Source organism: Candidatus Pelagibacter sp. PS_11 (assembly GCF_059417975.1).
Genome location: NZ_CM182075.1, coordinates 826,591 through 843,494, shown reverse-complemented (window position 1 = coordinate 843,494; position 16,904 = coordinate 826,591). Strand labels below are relative to the sequence as shown.

Annotated in this window: 19 protein-coding genes; 9 read left to right on the top strand and 10 right to left on the bottom strand. The window is 27.0% G+C overall.

Translation table 11 applies throughout. From position 1 onward, the window contains the following. Nucleotides 1–70: 70 nt before the first annotated feature. The 3 genes from AC5SLT_RS04480 to AC5SLT_RS04470 are packed head-to-tail and all read right to left on the bottom strand — an operon-like array spanning nt 71 to nt 3,046. On the bottom strand, nt 71–874 hold the full coding sequence (locus AC5SLT_RS04480) for a hypothetical protein (protein ID WP_494591332.1): 804 nt from the start codon (nt 872–874) through the stop codon (nt 71–73). Then, a complete protein-coding gene (locus tag AC5SLT_RS04475) occupies nt 864–1,943 on the bottom strand; it encodes an LptF/LptG family permease (RefSeq protein ID WP_494591330.1) in 1,080 nt (359 codons plus the stop codon). Before AC5SLT_RS04475 ends, AC5SLT_RS04480 begins: the two co-directional genes overlap by 11 nt. Further along, the gene (locus AC5SLT_RS04470) at nt 1,943–3,046 is read right to left on the bottom strand and encodes an LptF/LptG family permease (RefSeq protein WP_494592574.1); all 1,104 of its coding nucleotides are present in this window, start codon (nt 3,044–3,046) and stop codon (nt 1,943–1,945) included. The genes AC5SLT_RS04475 and AC5SLT_RS04470 overlap by 1 nt, the downstream gene beginning before the upstream one ends. A 76-nt stretch (nt 3,047–3,122) precedes the next feature. On the opposite strand from AC5SLT_RS04470, the gene AC5SLT_RS04465 reads away from it, so the two are divergent. Continuing rightward, nucleotides 3,123–4,580, top strand: coding sequence for a leucyl aminopeptidase (locus AC5SLT_RS04465; protein WP_494591328.1), 1,458 nt, complete (start codon nt 3,123–3,125; stop codon nt 4,578–4,580). Then, complete coding sequence (ndk, locus tag AC5SLT_RS04460) at nt 4,573–4,983, top strand: nucleoside-diphosphate kinase (protein ID WP_494591327.1); 411 nt, start codon at nt 4,573–4,575, stop codon at nt 4,981–4,983. The genes AC5SLT_RS04465 and ndk overlap by 8 nt, the downstream gene beginning before the upstream one ends. Here ndk and purN read toward each other — a convergent pair. Both purN and purM read right to left on the bottom strand, forming a co-directional pair. Next, nucleotides 4,980–5,558 (bottom strand): phosphoribosylglycinamide formyltransferase, encoded by a 579-nt coding sequence (gene purN, locus AC5SLT_RS04455; RefSeq protein ID WP_494591325.1) that lies wholly within the window; start codon nt 5,556–5,558, stop codon nt 4,980–4,982. The two genes, ndk and purN, sit on opposite strands and share 4 nt — an antisense overlap. Further along, nucleotides 5,536–6,564 (bottom strand): phosphoribosylformylglycinamidine cyclo-ligase, encoded by a 1,029-nt coding sequence (gene purM / locus AC5SLT_RS04450; RefSeq protein ID WP_494591323.1) that lies wholly within the window; start codon nt 6,562–6,564, stop codon nt 5,536–5,538. Before purM ends, purN begins: the two co-directional genes overlap by 23 nt. Nucleotides 6,565–6,575: 11 nt before the next feature. Here purM and AC5SLT_RS04445 point away from each other — a divergent pair, with 11 nt between their 5' ends. The 3 genes from AC5SLT_RS04445 to aspS are packed head-to-tail and all read left to right on the top strand — an operon-like array spanning nt 6,576 to nt 10,099. Next, nucleotides 6,576–7,655: a hypothetical protein gene (locus AC5SLT_RS04445; RefSeq protein WP_494591321.1), complete on the top strand. Its 1,080-nt coding sequence runs from the start codon at nt 6,576–6,578 to the stop codon at nt 7,653–7,655. Continuing rightward, a complete protein-coding gene (locus AC5SLT_RS04440; protein WP_271487277.1) occupies nt 7,652–8,314 on the top strand; it encodes a P-loop NTPase family protein in 663 nt (220 codons plus the stop codon). The genes AC5SLT_RS04445 and AC5SLT_RS04440 overlap by 4 nt, the downstream gene beginning before the upstream one ends. Beyond that, the gene (gene aspS, locus AC5SLT_RS04435; protein ID WP_494591320.1) at nt 8,315–10,099 is read left to right on the top strand and encodes an aspartate--tRNA ligase; all 1,785 of its coding nucleotides are present in this window, start codon (nt 8,315–8,317) and stop codon (nt 10,097–10,099) included. A gap of 2 nt (nt 10,100–10,101) precedes the next feature. On the opposite strand, the gene AC5SLT_RS04430 is transcribed toward aspS, so the two are convergent. Next, nucleotides 10,102–10,923 (bottom strand): TSCPD domain-containing protein, encoded by an 822-nt coding sequence (locus tag AC5SLT_RS04430; RefSeq protein WP_006997190.1) that lies wholly within the window; start codon nt 10,921–10,923, stop codon nt 10,102–10,104. 115 nt (nt 10,924–11,038) lie between these two features. On the opposite strand from AC5SLT_RS04430, the gene AC5SLT_RS04425 reads away from it, so the two are divergent. Next, nucleotides 11,039–11,398 carry an NADH-ubiquinone oxidoreductase subunit NDUFA12 family protein gene (locus tag AC5SLT_RS04425; protein ID WP_006997189.1) on the top strand — a complete coding sequence of 120 codons (360 nt, stop codon included), beginning with the start codon at nt 11,039–11,041 and terminating at the stop codon, nt 11,396–11,398. Then, nucleotides 11,358–11,765, top strand: a complete 408-nt coding sequence (locus AC5SLT_RS04420) for a DUF2155 domain-containing protein (RefSeq protein ID WP_494577636.1) — start codon at nt 11,358–11,360, stop codon at nt 11,763–11,765. The genes AC5SLT_RS04425 and AC5SLT_RS04420 overlap by 41 nt, the downstream gene beginning before the upstream one ends. Here AC5SLT_RS04420 and accC read toward each other — a convergent pair. Genes accC through aroQ form a run of 3 tightly spaced genes read right to left on the bottom strand, consistent with a single transcriptional unit; the run spans nt 11,762 to nt 13,961 of the window. Next, complete coding sequence (gene accC / locus AC5SLT_RS04415; RefSeq protein WP_494591318.1) at nt 11,762–13,099, bottom strand: acetyl-CoA carboxylase biotin carboxylase subunit; 1,338 nt, start codon at nt 13,097–13,099, stop codon at nt 11,762–11,764. The genes AC5SLT_RS04420 and accC overlap by 4 nt on opposite strands. After that, complete coding sequence (locus AC5SLT_RS04410) at nt 13,099–13,524, bottom strand: acetyl-CoA carboxylase biotin carboxyl carrier protein (protein ID WP_020169232.1); 426 nt, start codon at nt 13,522–13,524, stop codon at nt 13,099–13,101. The genes accC and AC5SLT_RS04410 overlap by 1 nt, the downstream gene beginning before the upstream one ends. After that, nucleotides 13,521–13,961: a type II 3-dehydroquinate dehydratase gene (gene aroQ, locus AC5SLT_RS04405; RefSeq protein ID WP_494576347.1), complete on the bottom strand. Its 441-nt coding sequence runs from the start codon at nt 13,959–13,961 to the stop codon at nt 13,521–13,523. Before aroQ ends, AC5SLT_RS04410 begins: the two co-directional genes overlap by 4 nt. 16 nt (nt 13,962–13,977) lie before the next feature. On the opposite strand from aroQ, the gene thiS reads away from it, so the two are divergent. Both thiS and AC5SLT_RS04395 read left to right on the top strand, forming a co-directional pair. Next, on the top strand, nt 13,978–14,196 hold the full coding sequence (gene thiS, locus AC5SLT_RS04400) for a sulfur carrier protein ThiS (RefSeq protein ID WP_494591316.1): 219 nt from the start codon (nt 13,978–13,980) through the stop codon (nt 14,194–14,196). A 2-nt stretch (nt 14,197–14,198) separates the two neighbouring features. Continuing rightward, nucleotides 14,199–14,972, top strand: a complete 774-nt coding sequence (locus AC5SLT_RS04395) for a thiazole synthase (protein WP_494591315.1) — start codon at nt 14,199–14,201, stop codon at nt 14,970–14,972. Here AC5SLT_RS04395 and AC5SLT_RS04390 read toward each other — a convergent pair. Continuing rightward, a complete protein-coding gene (locus tag AC5SLT_RS04390) occupies nt 14,969–16,825 on the bottom strand; it encodes an Rne/Rng family ribonuclease (RefSeq protein WP_494591313.1) in 1,857 nt (618 codons plus the stop codon). The two genes, AC5SLT_RS04395 and AC5SLT_RS04390, sit on opposite strands and share 4 nt — an antisense overlap. Nucleotides 16,826–16,904 lie beyond the last annotated feature (79 nt).

The following is a 16,904-nucleotide window of genomic DNA, read 5'->3' as shown; positions in this document are numbered from 1 at the left end:
GATTGTCTTTTTACAGTTGGGTCAGGATGAAAAAATTTCGGAAAATAAAAAACAGGTTTATCATAAATTTTTAACCATGCATTTTCATAATTAATTGTCTTTTTTTTTTATCATGTGTAATTTTTGAAGCTAAAAATTCCCAGGGTGGACAATCGTCATTTTTTTTACAGGTTGTAAAAACACCTTTTTCTATAATAGTTTTATCATTGTCACTTTTAACAGTTTTACCCTTTATTCTTGGATCATTGTTTTCAGCTAAATTATTAAAATTTAAAAATATGTCCTTTCCAATTAATTTATTGGTTAATAAATTTATATATGCTTTTTCAATATAATATTTGTTATTTTGCACATCTAAAATATTTGCTCCAGATATTTTTAGCAAACTATCATTTAAAGTATAAGTAAACTTTTCTGAAGTAAAATTATTTAAAGCTTTATCATAAAAAGTGGATCTGACATTTGAAAAAATTTTTTCTTCTATTTTGTTATAAGAAACCTCTTTAGATTTAAATGTAACAATGTTTGCAAGGTCTTTAATTTCAACATTTCCTATTGCTTTAATTAATGAAATTTTTTGATCATAAATTAATTTATCCGCATTAATTTCAATATTTTTTTCAGGTAAAATAACCTTTGCTTTATTAGCAATTAATATTGACGTGCTTTTATCAAATTTAAAACTTTGACCATCAATTTTTATATTAGAAGACTTGGAGTATGCAGAACCTATTCCAGCATTTATAATACTTCCATTATTTGTAATATTTAAATCTGAAGTGCTAAAAATAATTTCATTTGCGTAAGCTTTATTATTAATAATTAAGACTACAAAAAAAAATAAAAATATTAAAAATTTTGAGTTATTTTTCATTTAACCTGACAATTCCAATTAAACTAATGAGTATCAATATCATAAATGGAAGATATGTTGATACTATAATTGATATTTTACCATTTTCCCCCATTAGATAAGACAAATAAGACAAATAATAAACAATTACCGAAAATAATATCCCTGACAATAAATGAAAAATAATAGAAGTATTCCTTTTATTATTAAACATTATTATTGAAGAAAGAATTGTCATAATTGAGATAAATAATGGGAGAGAATAAAGCTTATGCAAATGAATATCAACTTCTCTGGTAGAATTTCCTAAAGAACTGTAATCATTTCTTAATTTTAGTAATTGAAAAACATTTAAAGAGGACAAATTATCAAACAAACTATTTATTTTTTTAATATCAAAGTGTGTTTTAATAAAATATTTTTCTTTAAGTTGCGTAGTTTTATTATCTTTAAAAAGTATTGGCTTAGATAAAATCCATTCATAACTGGAAATATCAATTTCTTCAGATTTAATTATATGAATTAATTGAAGATTAGTATTAAACTCATGAATCGAAACATTGATTAATGAATTATTTGATATTTCATCTGCATTAATAATATATATTTTATTATCAATCTCATCTTTAATCCAAAGACCACTTTCTTTAACAACTGCCAAATATTTATCATCATTTGAGTATGAATTTTTTATATCAAAATAAATAAACTGTAATTTAGCCGATATCGTATAAAATATAGTTATTAAAATAAAACCAAATAGAAGTGATGTAATAAATAATGTTTTTAAAATTCTGATATTGCTTAATCCATTAATCTTTAAGATCTCAAGCTCATTTTTATCAATTATATCTAGAAAAAAAAATTGAGTTCCAATCAAAAAAATAAAAGGAAAGATTTCAAAAAGAGTAGCTGGAGCATTTAGACCACTCAATATTATTGGAAAAAAAAAGTTTGTTTGAAGATCTTTAAAAAAATTTATTTCTTCAAATAAATTAAGAATAAAGATCAATGTAAAGAAAATTAAAAAAGTATTCAAAATTTTTTTTGCAAAAAGTAATATCAAATAAAGTTCAAAAGTTTTAATCATCAATAATTTTTTTTTGATCTAACGTATGCAAAAAGATTAAAGCTAAAAATTGAAAAAACTGGAAAGGCTATAAAAAAGTATTGCCCAAAAATATTATAAGATGAGTATCTTAAAGAAATTTCAGAAATAATTATAGCCACAATACCAATAAAAAATATTATATATTTATAAAATGTAAATTTTTTATTTTCTTTTGATATAAATAAAATAAGACATGCTATTGAAGACAGTAGAAGTAGGTATATAGGCTTATAAAACCTTTTGAAAAGTTCTTCTTTAATATTTGTGATGATATCTTTATTACAATTTAAAATTTCACTTTTGAATTGATTTAACTTGTCTTGCTTGTCGTAATTTAAACACTTTATCAAAAGTCTATTGGTTAATTCCTGAATTTTAGGATAAGTGGTACTTTTACTTCCGTACTGAGATAAGTTAAGATCTATTTTATCAAATGAAAAACTATTATTTTTATTGCCTTCTAAATTAATCACGTTTCCATCAGATAGCTCTAAATATTTTTTATTTCCTAACTCTTTTATAAAACCTTTATTTGCATAAATAACTCTAGACTTAGAACCAGTCTCCTTGAGAAAAATATTATTATAAACTCCTTTTGGTTTTTCTCTCTCAATGAATATAGTCAGATTTTTTACCACATCTATGAATTTGCCTTCTTGAAAAAGTGAAGGAAAAAAATCTATATTAGAATTTCTTATAAAATTACGGGCTTTATCTTGGCTATTTGGTGAAATATACGCTCCAATGATTATTTGAAAAATTAAAAAAATTAATGAAAAAGCCATAATTATTTTACTAAATTGAAATCTACTTATTCCTACGGTCCAGAAGATAATTAATTCATTCTTTAATTCATATCTGTTAATTTGATAGAACAAGGAAACAAAGAAAATAAAAGGTAAGATTCTATGAATAATTTTTGGAAAGTTAAATAAAGTATATGAGAGATAAACTTTAAAACTATGTCCGTCCTCTGTTATAAAATCTAGATAGTTAACTGCTTGAATTACCCATACAATTAAACCTAGAGATAGAGTCATTAATAAAAAAAAAAGAAGGTATCTTTTAAAAAATGAGCAAATAATAATTTTTTCATTGTAATATAATAAATTTATTCATATATAGCATTCATCTATCTCAGATTGTATTTAAAAATTTATGTCTATTAAAATTAATTATTTAGAAAAACTTGACAATAAACCATTTGAAAATCTTGTTTTATTTGTTGATGAAAATTTCAATATTAAAGATCTTAAAAAATATATTTCAAATTCTGAATTTTTATACATAGCTGACCTACTAAAAAATAGTGATTTAAAAAAAGATCTTCTTTTATTTAAAGTTAATTCAAAAAGAACAGTATTTTTAGTGTCTATTAAGAAAAATATTAAAATATCAGATATAGAAAATTTGGGAGCTAAATTTAATAGTTACATTAACTATGATAAGAAAAATGAATACTTTGTAAATTCAGATACAATCAATAGTAAAATAAAAAATTTTGTAGGTTATTTTATTCATGGATTAAAACTAAAATCATATGAATTTAATATTTACAAATCTAAAATAAATAAAAAAATTGTTTCTATAAATGTTATAGGAAAGAAGAATAAAATATCTACTCAAGATCATTTAAGATTTAAAGCTATAGAAGAAGGAAGTTTTTTTGCAAGAGACCTTGTGTCTGAACCAGGAAACATTTTACATCCGGATGAATATGTAAAAAGAATAAATGCACTTAAAAAATTTGGATTAAAAATAAATATCTACGATGAAAAAAAATTAAAAAAACTTGGAATGAACGCCTTGCTTGGCGTAGGGCAAGGTAGTATTAGAGGATCATATCTTGTGACAATGGAATGGAATGGAGCAAAAAATAATTCTGAGCCTTTAGCATTTGTTGGAAAAGGTGTTTGTTTTGACACGGGAGGTTACTCTTTAAAACCAGCAAAGTTTATGGAAGATATGACTTATGATATGGCAGGCTCAGCTACCGTTGTGGGTTTAATGAAAAATTTAGCAATAAGAAAAGCAAAAATAAATGCTGTTGGTGTTGTAGGGCTTGTCGAGAATATGATTAGTGGAAATGCTCAAAGACCTGGTGACATTGTAAAATCTTATAGTGGTAAAACAATAGAGGTATTAAATACAGATGCTGAAGGTAGATTAGTTTTGGCTGATGCTTTAACATTTACTGAGAAAAAATTTAAACCTAAGTTTATAGTTGATCTAGCAACTTTAACTGGTGCTATTATAGTTTCATTAGGTTCTGAATATGCGGGTCTATTTTCAAACGATGATAAATTATCAAAACAGTTATTAGAAGCTGGAGATAAAGTTGAAGAAAAATTATGGAGAATGCCATTGCATAAAAACTATGACAAACTCATAGACTCAAAAAATGCGGATATGCAAAATATCAATTATGTAGGTGGTGCAGGATCTACAACTGCAGCACAGTTTTTACAAAGATTTATTTTAAGTAAAACACCCTGGGCTCACTTAGATATAGCTGGTATGGCATTTTCAAAATATGGAGGTGCTTTAAATTCAGGTGGTGCGACTAGCTATGGAGTAAGATTATTAAACCAACTAATAGAGGATAATTATGAGTAATTTAGAACAAACACTATCAATCATTAAACCTGACGCTGTTGAAAGAAATTTAGATAATGAAATCAAAGAAATGTTTACAGATAAAGGTTTTAAAATTGTTAAAGATAAAAAAATTCAGATAACAAAAGCAGAAGCAGAACAATTTTATAAAGTTCATGAAACTAAACCTTTTTATAATGATTTATGTGCTTATTTGTCTTCAGGACCGATACTTGTGATGGTGTTAGAGAAAGAAAATGCAGTTTTAGGAAACAGAGAATTAATGGGTGCAACTAAACCAGAGGAAGCTGCAGAAGGAACTATAAGAAAAAAATATGGAATTTCTATTGATAAAAACTCTGTACATGGTTCCGATAGTGTTGAAAACGCTAAAACTGAAATTAATTTTTTCTTTAAAGATTAATTAAATAATTTTTTTATAGCCGCTGGATAGAGCTTGTGCTCTTGTCTTAGAACTTTCTTAGCCAAAGAAGTAGAGGTATCTTTTTTTGAAATTTTAACTTTCTTTTGTAGAATTATTTTTCCTGAATCAAGTTTTGCTGTTACACAATGAACAGTACAACCAGCTACCTTATCTTTATTTTGTATTGCTTTAAAATGAGTATCAAGCCCCTTATATTTTGGCAGTAAAGAAGGATGTATATTAACTATTTTTCCTCTAAATTTTTTAATAAAATCTTTAGATAAAATTTTCATAAACCCTGCAAGACAAATAAATTTAATTTTTTCTTTATTTAATAAATTTAATATTTTTGCTTCTGCTATTTTTGGATTATTAAAACTAAATACAAATTTTTTGATATTAAATTGATTTGAAAATTTTAAACCTTTGGCTTTTGACGTATTTGAAAAAATTAAATCTATGGATATAGGTGAATTTTTTATTTTAGAAAATTTAATTAAATTTTTTAAATTACTTCCAGTTCCAGATATAAATACTGCTGTTTTAATCTTTTTAGGACCAGTCAATTTTACCATTAAGTTTAACTTTATATTTTCCTGTAGTTATTTTTCCAATTACATAGGGTTTAAATTCCTTTGTAAAATATTTAGTAATTTTATTTAAGTTTTTAGGATTAACGATTAAACAAAAACCAACTCCACAGTTAAATGTTTTTAACATTTCTTCGTCATCAATGTTATTTTGCTTCAACCATTTAAAAATTTTTTTAGTTCTCACTTTATTTAAATCTATATCAGCGACTAATTTATCTGGAATAACTCTCTTAATATTATCTGCTAACCCACCACCAGTAATATTTGCACACCCATTTAAAAGATTGTTATCAATTAAATTTAATACTTCTTCGACATAAATTTTTGTAGGTCTTAGTAATTCTTTTTTTAAAAATGAATTTTTTTTTAAATTAATCTTTTTTTTATTAAGCACATGCCTAACTAAAGAATAACCATTTGAGTGCACACCACTTGATGGTATAGCCAATACCAAGTCATTTTTTTTTATATTCTTCTTTGATAATATTTTTTTTTCATCAACCAAACCTACTGCAAAACCTGCTATATCAAATTTACCTTTTTCATAGGTACCTGGCATTTCTGCTGTTTCGCCACCAACCAATTCACAGTTTGAAATTTTACAGCCTCTTACTATTCCTTTGAGGATTAATTTTAATTTATTTAAATCAATTTTATTAATAGAAATATAATCCAAAAATAAAAGTGGTCTTGCCCCTTGAACAATTAGGTCGTTTACACTCATAGCAACTAAATCAATGCCAATTGTGTCATATTTATTAAGTAAATTCGCAATCTCTACTTTTGTGCCAACACCATCAGTGCAAGCTACAATTTTAGGATTTTTAAGATTTTTTGGAATATTAGTTATAGAGCCGAAGCCACCAATATTATTAAACTTTTTTTTGCCTTTATTATTTGATGATATTAACGATATAAATTTAACAAAATTGTCAGCAGCATTTATGTTTACTCCACTTTTTTCATAGGTAAATTTTTCTTTTTTCATTAGTATAGTATATGCAAATAATTAATAAATTTTATAAATTAGTGAATGTATATATTTCTTTTATTTTATTCTCTCTATTAATAGTATTTTTTTCCACAACTTATTCAAATGCAAATGAATTTAGGGTATCTAACATTGAAATATCCTCTCCATTTGAATTAAATTTTGAAAAAAATAACGTAATTGACAAAGGATTTCAAACTTCCTTTTCTGATTTGATTTCAATGATTACAACCTCCAGTGATAGAAAAAAGATTAAAAATGTTTCTATAAAAGAAATTAAGGGGATGATCGATTCTTTCACCATTAGTGATGAAAAATTTATAAATAATGAGTATTTTGCAAATTTAGAAACAACATTTAATAAGAAAAAAATTCTTAAATTTTTAGAAAATAAAAATATTTTCCCATCAATACCCCAAAGAAATAAGGTCTTATTATTTCCTATCCTTATAGAAACTAAAAATAACAATATATATCTTTTTAATAACAATATTTTTTACGATAAATGGAATGAACAAAAAAACTCATATGATTTGTTAGATTATTTATTACCAAGTGAAGATATTGAAGATTTGATAGAGCTACAAAAAATCTCAAAAGATATTGAAACTTATGATTTTTCAAATCTAATTAATAAATATGATATTAAAGATAGTATAATTTTAATAATATATAAAGAAAGCAACAGAGTAAGAACACTTTCAAAAATTAATTTAAATAACAACTTGAAAATTCAAAATAAGAACTATCCCAAATTAGATATTTTGAATAATAATGACTTTTCTAATATTGTTGAAAATTTAAAACAGCTTTATGAAGATCAATGGAAAAAAAATAATGAAATCAATACATCCATAAAACTTCCGATAACAATATCTATTAATTCCAAAAAAACTAAAAAAATTATAGAGTTGGAACAGGTGCTTTATAGTTTAGATCTAGTTTCTGACTTTAGTATTTTGAATTTTAATAGTGAGATTATTCAATATAAAATTACTTATAATGGCACACCTAATATATTTTTAAACGACATGAAAGAAAAGAACCTTGAATTAGAAATGAAGAATAATATGTGGATATTAAAATGAAAAATTTAAATCAATTATTATTAGATTTTAATTATGAACAAAATTTTAAAGATGATGATTTTTATGTTGGAAAGAGCAATTTTTATGCTTTTGAAATGATTAACAAATGGCCAAAGTGGGAAAAAAATTTTTTAAACATTAATGGTGAAAAATTTTCAGGAAAAAGTCACCTAGTTAATATTTTTTTAAAAAAATTTAATGGCATTAGGATTGATGTTAATTCATTAAATGACGAAAACATTAAATCCATTAAACCTTACCAAAATATTATTTTAGAGGATTTAAATTTAAATATAAATGAGAAGCTGATTTATTCACTTTTTAATATAATAGATCAAGATAATAAGTTTTTGATAGTCACATCAACGAAACCAATATCTGAGATCAATTTTAAACTTGAAGATCTTCGATCTAGAACTAAGAACTGTCTTTTTGCAAATATTCAAAACCCCGATGATGAGCTAATGTTTGCATTAATATTAAAAAATTTATCAGACAGACAAATTACTTTAGATAAAAAGCTGATTAACTTTATTATTAAAAGAATCGAGAGATCGTATGGCAAAATATTTGAATTCATATATAAAATTGACAAGATTAGTTTAAAAAAAAAGAAATCTATCGATTTTAAAATTATTAATGAAGCTCTTGAGGAATAAGTGAATAAATATAGAACACATACATGTAGTGAGTTAACAATAGATAACAGCGGTAAAGATGTTGTTTTATCAGGTTGGATAAACAAAAAAAGAGATCATGGAAATTTACTATTCATAGATTTAAGAGACAATTATGGGATGACTCAATGTATCATAGATAAAAATAACGAAAATTTTAATTCATTAGAAAAAATTCAATTAGAAAGCGTAATTAAGATAAATGGTAAGGTTGTAGAGAGAACAAAAGAAACTATTAACACTGATCTTCAAACTGGAGAGATTGAAGTTAATATAAATTCATTTGAAGTGTTGGGTACTTGCAAAGAGTTACCAATGCCAGTTTTTAGTGATCAAGAGTATGCTGAAGAAATTAGACTCAAGTATAGATTCTTAGATCTAAGAAGAAAAAAAATTCATGACAATATTATCTTAAGGTCAAAGGTTATCTCTTTTATTAGAAGCGAGATGTCTAAACTTGGGTTTTTGGAATTCCAAACACCAATATTAACATCCTCTAGCCCTGAAGGTGCAAGAGATTTTTTAGTACCAAGTAGACTAAATCCTGGAAAATTTTATGCACTGCCTCAAGCACCACAACAATTCAAACAACTTATAATGGTTTCTGGTTTTGATAAATATTTTCAAATAGCTCCATGCTTTAGAGACGAAGATGCAAGGGCAGATAGAAGTCCAGGTGAATTTTATCAACTTGATTTAGAAATGTCTTTTGTTGAACAAGAAGATGTCTTTCAAGTTGTTGAAAAACTAATAGTCAATGTTTTTAAGAAATTTTCTGAAAAAAAATTAATGTATGAAAAATTTCCAAGAATACCTTATGAGGAATCTATGCTTAAGTATGGATCAGATAAGCCAGATTTAAGAAACCCATTAATAATTTCTGATTTATCAAACATTTTTACACGTGATGATGTTACGTTTGAGATATTTAAAAAGCTTGTAAAATCTGGCTCTAAAGTGAGATGTATAGTTACAAAAAATACAAAAGATAAACCTAGAAGTTTTTTTGATAATATTGATAAGTGGGCAAAAGAACAAGGAGCGTCTGGTCTTGCTTATTTTACAATTGAAAAAGAAGAAAATATTTCAGCAAAAGGACCGGTTGGAAAATTTTTTTCTAAAGAAGCCCTAGAGGAAATTATGAAAATCACTGGAGCTGAGATAGGGGACAGTATATTCTTTGCTTGTGGCAAAATAAATGATGTTGAAAAAATAACCTCTCTAGCCAGAGATAAAATTGCTAAAGATTTAAAATTAATTGATGAAAATACTTTCGCATTTTGTTGGGTTGTTGATTATCCAATGTTTGAAAAAAATGAAGTAACTAATAAAATCGAATTTAGTCACAATCCATTTTCAATGCCTCAAGGAGACTTAAAAGATATTGATTTTGATAATCCACTTAATATTAAAGCCTATCAGTACGATATTGTTTGCAATGGGATAGAGCTATCTTCTGGTGCAATTAGAAATCACGTGCCTGAATTGATGTATAAACTTTTCTCGATTGCTGGATATCAAAAAGAACAAGTTGATGAAAAATTTAGTGGAATGATCAATGCTTTGAGTTATGGAGCCCCACCTCATGGTGGTATAGCACCTGGTATTGATAGAATTGTAATGCTATTAGCAAATGAAAAGAATATTAGAGAAGTTACAATGTTCCCAATGAATCAAAATGCTCAAGACTTAATGATGAACGCTCCATCAAACGTTAACGAAGAGCAACTTAAAGAGCTTGGTTTAGCTTTAAAACTGAAAAAGTAATATTACTTTTTACCTTTTAAGCTTATTTTAACATCAGATAAATCAACAAGATTTTTTTTGTAATTATTTCTAACAAAACCTTTGCTAGTAACATCTTTTATAATTTTGAGTAATTGATTTTGATCCTCAGTATTTTCTTCCTCAGGTAAAGATCTATCTGATCCACCAATTGATGGAGTGTGAGCAAGATCTTCTCTATTTTGATATGAAATTGCTAATTCTCTAAAAATATAATCAAGTATTGAAGAAGCACTCATTATTCTGTCATTACCGTGTACTTTTCCAGATGGTTCAAATTTAGTATCAACATAAGCGCTGATGAACTCATCTAAAGGAACGCCATATTGAAGACCAAGTGAAATTGCTATTGCGAAATTGTTCATCAAAGCTTTTACTAGTTCACCCTCTTTACTTGTGTCTATGAAAATTTCTCCAATTTTACCATCTTCATATTCACCAGTATGGAGATAAACTTTATGGTCACCAATTGTCGCTTTTTGGATGTAACCTTTTCTTCTATCAGGCATACTAAATCTTTTGCTGACACCCTCGTTAATTTTTTTAACAAAATTAGTATTATTTTCTTTTGAAATGACCTTAGGTTTGCTTTGTTCAGTAATAATATCTATTTTTTTAGTCTCGGTTACTTTATTATTTGCATCTAAACTTTTTGTTTTTCTTGTATCAAGTTTAACGTCTAAAACTTCAAATTTTCCATCGTCCCGTTTTTCAAGATTTGCCAACTCTGTTTCATTAATATCATCTAGATAATGATTAACTTTAAAGCTACAAGTATAATAAGTTTCTACTAAATATTTTGCCATTTTTCCTTTAATTAATTTTTTATTTTGAATCGTAAGATAATTAATTTATATACAAATCCTTACTTTAGTCTAATTTAAATAATACAATTTAAGATTGAAGAATTAATAAAATAATATGTTGACACTTTTAAAAAAAATTTTCATTTGGTGGAACCAAGAAACACTAGGTACAAAATTAAAAACTATTTTTTACGGAAAACTTGCTGGAAAAGATTCGAGTGGCAACAAATATTACGAAAGTAAATCTGGAAAACGATGGGTGATTTACAATGATGAAATTGATGCATCAAAAATCCCTAATGAATGGTACTCTTGGATGCATTTCACTAATAATAGAATTGAAAACAATCATGAATTGAAAAAATATGATTGGCAAAAACCGCATCAATCAAATCAAACGGGTACTGAGAATGCCTATCATCCTAATAAAAATAATGATCCTATTAAAAAAAAATATACAATCTGGAAAAGTTAGTTTCTTATTTCTTTTAATTTATTTTTTTTTAAAAAGCTTATCATCACCCCTAGTAGCTAGTGAAAATAATGGAGGAAAATTTGTTGAAATAAAAATTTTAGATAAAGTAAGTTCAAAGACCGATCTTTTAAAATTAAAAATAGGAGAGGAGCTAAGATTTAAAAGTTTATTAATAAAAAGTCTCAAATGCAAAAATTCTGAATTTGATGACAGCCCAGAAATTACAGCTTATATTCAGGTTAAAGATACAATTAATAAAGATAACAACGAAGTGTTTATATTTAATGGGTGGACTTTTTCATCTAGTCCTGCAGTAAATCCTTTTGATCACCCAGTATATGATATTTGGTTAACAAGATGTTATTAGAATACTTTTTCATTATCTAGCCAGCTAACATTAAAGTCTGACTCAACAAATTTTTTATGATTTAGTAAAATTTTATGAAGAGGTATTGTTGTTGTTATTCCTTCAATAACAAATTCATCTAAAGATCGATTCATTCTTTGTATTGCTTCAGTTCTATTTCTGCCATGAGTGATGACTTTACAAATCATACTATCGTAAAATGGTGTAACTTTATAACCTTGAAAAATTGCACCATCTACTCTTGTTCTAAAACCTGATGGTTGGTGACACATTCCTATAGTTCCTGGTGAAGGTTGAAAATTTTTACTCGCATCCTCTGCATTAATTCTACATTCTATTGCATGGCCCCTAGGATTAATGTCACTTTGTTTTAAAGCTGTTTCACCAGTGTAAGCTATCCAAATTTGCTCTTTAATAATATCAATACCAGTTACCATTTCAGTTACAGGATGCTCTACTTGAACTCGGGTGTTCATTTCTAGAAAATAAAATTTTCCATCTTCATATATAAATTCAACAGTTCCAGCACCCTCATAACCAATTTTACTAACCATATTTACAGTTCTTTCAAAAAGATCTTTTCTGATCTGATCTGTTAAAACTGGACTAGGAGTTTCTTCTATTAATTTTTGATGTCTTCTTTGAACTGAGCAGTCTCTTTCATGTAAATGTACTGTTCTATTTTTTCCAGATAATACCTGAACTTCAATATGTCTTGGATTTTGGAAAAATTTCTCAATATAAATTTCATCATTGCCAAAATATTTTTGTGCTTCAGATTTTGCTGTTGAAAATAATGTTTCAAATTCTTCTTCTTTACGAACGATTTTCATTCCCTTACCACCACCACCTGCGGATGCTTTAATCAGAACTGGAAAGCCTATTTTTTTACAAAGTTCTTTGGCTGCCTTTATGTCTGTTATTCCGCCTTCAGAACCTTCAATAACAGGTAGACCATATTCTTTTGCAATTTTTTTTGCTTGAATTTTATCTCCCATCATCTCTATGAGTTTTGAAGAAGCACCAATAAATTTAATATTATTTTCCTCTAGTACTTTAGCAAAATTTGCATTTTCAGATAAAAAACCATATCCAGGGTGAACCGCTTCTGCTTTTGTAAGTTCTATTGCTGACATCAAAGCTGGAATATTTAAATAACTATTTGCAGGTTGGTGTGAGCCAATGCATACACTTTCATCCGCCAGTCTTACATGCATACTATCTTTATCAACATCAGAATGAACAGCGACAGTTGCTATACCCCATTCTTTGCAAGCTCTTATAACTCTGACTGCAATTTCCCCTCGGTTTGCAATTAGAATTTTTTTAAACATTACTCTACGATGATAATAGTTTGGCCGTATTCAACAGGTTGGCCATCTTCTACACAGATTTCTTTTATAATTCCATCTGCTGTTGATGGAACATGGTTCATAGTTTTCATAGCCTCAACTATCATAACTGTTTCACCTTTTTTAATTTTTTTTCCAACTTCTACAAATTTTTTACCACCAGGTTCTGCCGCAAGATAAGCTGTACCAATAATAGGAGATTTAACTTCAGTTCCAGAAACAACAGTCGACTTAACGGTATCAAGGGCTGGTGTTGAAGCAGCAACACTTACAGTTTGATTTGAGTTAGCTGGATTCGATTTTGATACTTTTATCTTAGTATCCTTATCAGTGTACTCAATTTCAGTTAAATTGAATTCATTTAAGTAGTCAGTTAATTCTTTAATGATATTTTTATCTATTTTCATTTCTGTAACATGTTTTGCATTGCAATTATGGCTAAAATATAACCATTATCACCTAAACCAAAAATTCCACCAGTAGCAATATCGCTGATTAAAGATTTGTGTCTAAATTCTTCCCTTTTATATATATTTGATATGTGAAGTTCAATAATTGGTTTTTTATAAATATCTAAAGCATCCCTGATAGCTACAGATGTATGTGTAAAACCTGCAGCATTAATAATTATACCATCAAATTTACTTTTAGCCTCTTGGATGGTTGTAACTATTTCACCCTCTATATTTGACTGGGAAAATTCTAAATTAATATTTAAATCTTTAGCTTTACCTAAACAATTTTCTTTTAATTTGTCAAAAGTTATTGATCCATATTGTGATTGTTCTCTTTCACCTAATAGATTAAGATTAGGACCATTAATAATTATAATATTATTACTCATCAAATTCTTATACATTATGAAAAAAATAAAAAAAATAAAAATTAAATTAAATGGTAAATTTTCAACGATAAATGAAAATTTAAGCCTTTCTATTTTTTTAAAAGAACTAAAAATACCTCTTAAAAAAGTAGCAATTGAATTAAATCAAGAAATAATAGATAAAAATAATTTAAAATCTATAAAACTAAAAAATAATGACAAAATAGAAATTGTTCATTTTATTGGAGGTGGATAAAATTGGTTAACGATAAATTAATAATTGATAAAAAAAAATTTAATTCCAGATTAATAGTTGGAACTGGAAAATATAAAAGTATGGCAGAATGTGCAAAAGCTATTAAATTATCTGGAGCAGAAATTGTCACTGTTGCTGTGAGAAGGGTAAACATTTCTGATAAAAAAAAACCTTTATTGATGGACTACATTAATCCAAAAAAAATAACTTACTTGCCAAACACTGCTGGCTGCTTTAATTCTAAAGAGGCTCTTAGAACTTTACGTTTAGCAAGAGAAATTGGTGGATGGAAACTGGTAAAACTTGAGGTCTTAGGAGATAGGAAAAATTTATTTCCAGATATGATTGAAACATTAAAATCTACAGAAGTTTTAACTAGAGAAGGGTTTAGAGTAATGGTTTACTGTAATGATGATCCTTTAATGGCTAAAAGATTAGAGAATGTAGGAGCTTGTGCGATTATGCCTCTCGCAGCACCTATAGGATCTGGACTGGGGATTCAAAATACAACAAACATAAAAATAATAAGAAGCCAAACAAAACTTCCTTTGATAATTGATGCTGGCTTAGGACAAGCGTCAGACGCAGCTATTGCCATGGAGTTAGGTTGTGATGGAGTATTGGCTAATACTGCAATCGCTAAAGCTAAAAAACCATTTCAAATGGCATTGGCATTTAAAAATGGAGTAATTGCAGGAAGACAATCTTATTTAGCAGGTCGTATAGAAAAATCTATTTACGGTAGTGCATCTTCTCCAAAAACTGGAATTATCTAAGCTACAGGTTTTTTAAAAAATTTCTTTTTAAAAAAAGGTTTTTTATAAGGCTTTTTTTTAATAGGACTTTCAAAAGATCTAACCTCTTTTTTTTGCTCTTCTAGATTTTTTAACTTTTCTATATGTTGAACTGTTTCTATTGTTTTTTTAGTTTTGTTTTGAAGATCAATTATGTATTCAGGAATAATAAGACTGTTATCTGCAATTATATCAATCTTAATTAAGTTTTTTTCTTCAAAATACTTTAAATCTTCAATAAAGTTTTCTTTCATAAAGTCTGATATCTTTTCACAAATCTTAAGTTCTACAAATTTTGCTTTTGTTAAAACAGCTTTAACCTCGACTAATTTAAGAATCTTCATTGCAAAAGACTCATCTGTAAGAGTAACTTTCCATTTTACAGCACTTTCCCTCAATCTTTGTCTGGACATTTCTAAAAGTCCAAATGTACTAATTCTTCCAATTTGAATTCTTGCCCTATCAGTTCTACATTGTTCTTTAAGTTTTCTTTCAACCAACCTTCTATTTCCAAAACTCAACATATCAATAAAATCAATAATAATTAGACCAGACAGATCTCTTATTTTTATTTGTCGAGATATCTCTTCTGCTGCCTCAAGATTAGTGTCTAAAGCAGTACTTTCTACATTTTTTTGTTTAATAGAGCTTCCTGAATTTATATCAATTGAAACTAGCGCTTCAGTTGGATTTATAACTAGGTAACCTCCTGATTTTAGTTTTATTTCTGAGTCATAAATTTGATTTAATTTTTCTTCAATGTTCTCTTTAAAAAATAAAGGAACTTTTTCTCTATATTTTTTTATTTTTTTTACATGAGAGGGCATCATTAACTTCATAAAGTTTTGGGCTTTTTTATAACCTTCATTACCTTCAATGACGATACTATTTGTGTTTTCATCATACATATCTCTCAAAGTTCTTTTTATAATATCACTTTCTTGGTGGATTAATGATGGAGCTATGGAGTTTAATGCATTTTCTTTAATTTCATTCCAAGTTTTAATCAAAGTTTGAAGATCATGATCAATATCATTTTTTGTTTTGTTTGATCCTGCAGTTCTTACAATAAGTCCCATTTCTTTTGGAATAACTATATCATTTAAAATAGTTCTAATTTTTTTTCTTTCTCCTGGGTTAAATATTTTACGAGATATGCCACCACCTTTTGGTGTATTGGGCATTAGGACAATATATTTACCTGCTATAGAAATAAATGTACTCAAGGCAGCACCTTTTTGTCCTCTTTCATCTTTTAAAACTTGTATTAAAATTACTTGGTTAGGTTTTATAACTTCTTGAATCTTATACCTTTTAGATCTAAATCTTACTTCAGGTTTTCTACCGTATAATGTGGGCGAAGTTTGTTCTTTATTTTCATCTACTTGAGCAGTATCTGTAATTGGAGCGTCACTCTCTTGTGTTGTCTGATCATCAGTTTCTAATTCAGATTCAGGTTTTACTTCAACTGGATCATTAATATCAAGATTGCCCTCGTTAATATTTTTTTGCTCTTCTAGTTCACTTTTCTTTAATAGTTCTTCTCTAGCTTTCTCCTCCTCTTCTTTTATTTTTGCTAAATCGCTCTGAGGTATTTGATAATAGTCTGATTGAATATCATTAAAAGATAGAAAACCGTGTCTATCTCTTCCAAAATCAATAAATGCAGCTTGTAAAGATGGCTCTACACGGCTTACTTTGCCGAGGTAGATATTATTTTTTATTAAATTGTTTTTTAAGCCTTCGTACTCGTAGTCTTCAATGTTTTCACCTGACTTAAGTACAACTCTTGTTTCATTTGGATGCGAAGCATCAATGTATAAATTTTTTTCCATATATTTTTGATTAATTGTTTCATTTTATATTTAAATAATTTTAAATTTTGTTTGAATTCTGATGCCTTAACTTTAACAA

Bases quoted from the DNA above. Each gene is read 5' to 3' on its own strand.
- AC5SLT_RS04480 (WP_494591332.1), bottom strand. From the start codon at position 874: ATGAAAAATAACTCAAAATTTTTAATATTTTTATTTTTTTTTGTAGTC.
- AC5SLT_RS04475 (WP_494591330.1), bottom strand. From the start codon at position 1,943: ATGATTAAAACTTTTGAACTTTATTTGATATTACTTTTTGCAAAAAAA.
- AC5SLT_RS04465 (WP_494591328.1), top strand. From the start codon at position 3,123: ATGTCTATTAAAATTAATTATTTAGAAAAACTTGACAATAAACCATTT.
- ndk (WP_494591327.1), top strand. From the start codon at position 4,573: ATGAGTAATTTAGAACAAACACTATCAATCATTAAACCTGACGCTGTT.
- purN (WP_494591325.1), bottom strand. From the start codon at position 5,558: ATGGTAAAATTGACTGGTCCTAAAAAGATTAAAACAGCAGTATTTATA.
- purM (WP_494591323.1), bottom strand. From the start codon at position 6,564: ATGAAAAAAGAAAAATTTACCTATGAAAAAAGTGGAGTAAACATAAAT.
- AC5SLT_RS04445 (WP_494591321.1), top strand. From the start codon at position 6,576: ATGCAAATAATTAATAAATTTTATAAATTAGTGAATGTATATATTTCT.
- AC5SLT_RS04440 (WP_271487277.1), top strand. From the start codon at position 7,652: ATGAAAAATTTAAATCAATTATTATTAGATTTTAATTATGAACAAAAT.
- AC5SLT_RS04430 (WP_006997190.1), bottom strand. From the start codon at position 10,923: ATGGCAAAATATTTAGTAGAAACTTATTATACTTGTAGCTTTAAAGTT.
- AC5SLT_RS04425 (WP_006997189.1), top strand. From the start codon at position 11,039: ATGTTGACACTTTTAAAAAAAATTTTCATTTGGTGGAACCAAGAAACA.
- AC5SLT_RS04420 (WP_494577636.1), top strand. From the start codon at position 11,358: ATGATCCTATTAAAAAAAAATATACAATCTGGAAAAGTTAGTTTCTTA.
- accC (WP_494591318.1), bottom strand. From the start codon at position 13,099: ATGTTTAAAAAAATTCTAATTGCAAACCGAGGGGAAATTGCAGTCAGA.
- AC5SLT_RS04410 (WP_020169232.1), bottom strand. From the start codon at position 13,524: ATGAAAATAGATAAAAATATCATTAAAGAATTAACTGACTACTTAAAT.
- aroQ (WP_494576347.1), bottom strand. From the start codon at position 13,961: ATGAGTAATAATATTATAATTATTAATGGTCCTAATCTTAATCTATTA.
- thiS (WP_494591316.1), top strand. From the start codon at position 13,978: ATGAAAAAAATAAAAAAAATAAAAATTAAATTAAATGGTAAATTTTCA.
- AC5SLT_RS04390 (WP_494591313.1), bottom strand. From the start codon at position 16,825: ATGGAAAAAAATTTATACATTGATGCTTCGCATCCAAATGAAACAAGA.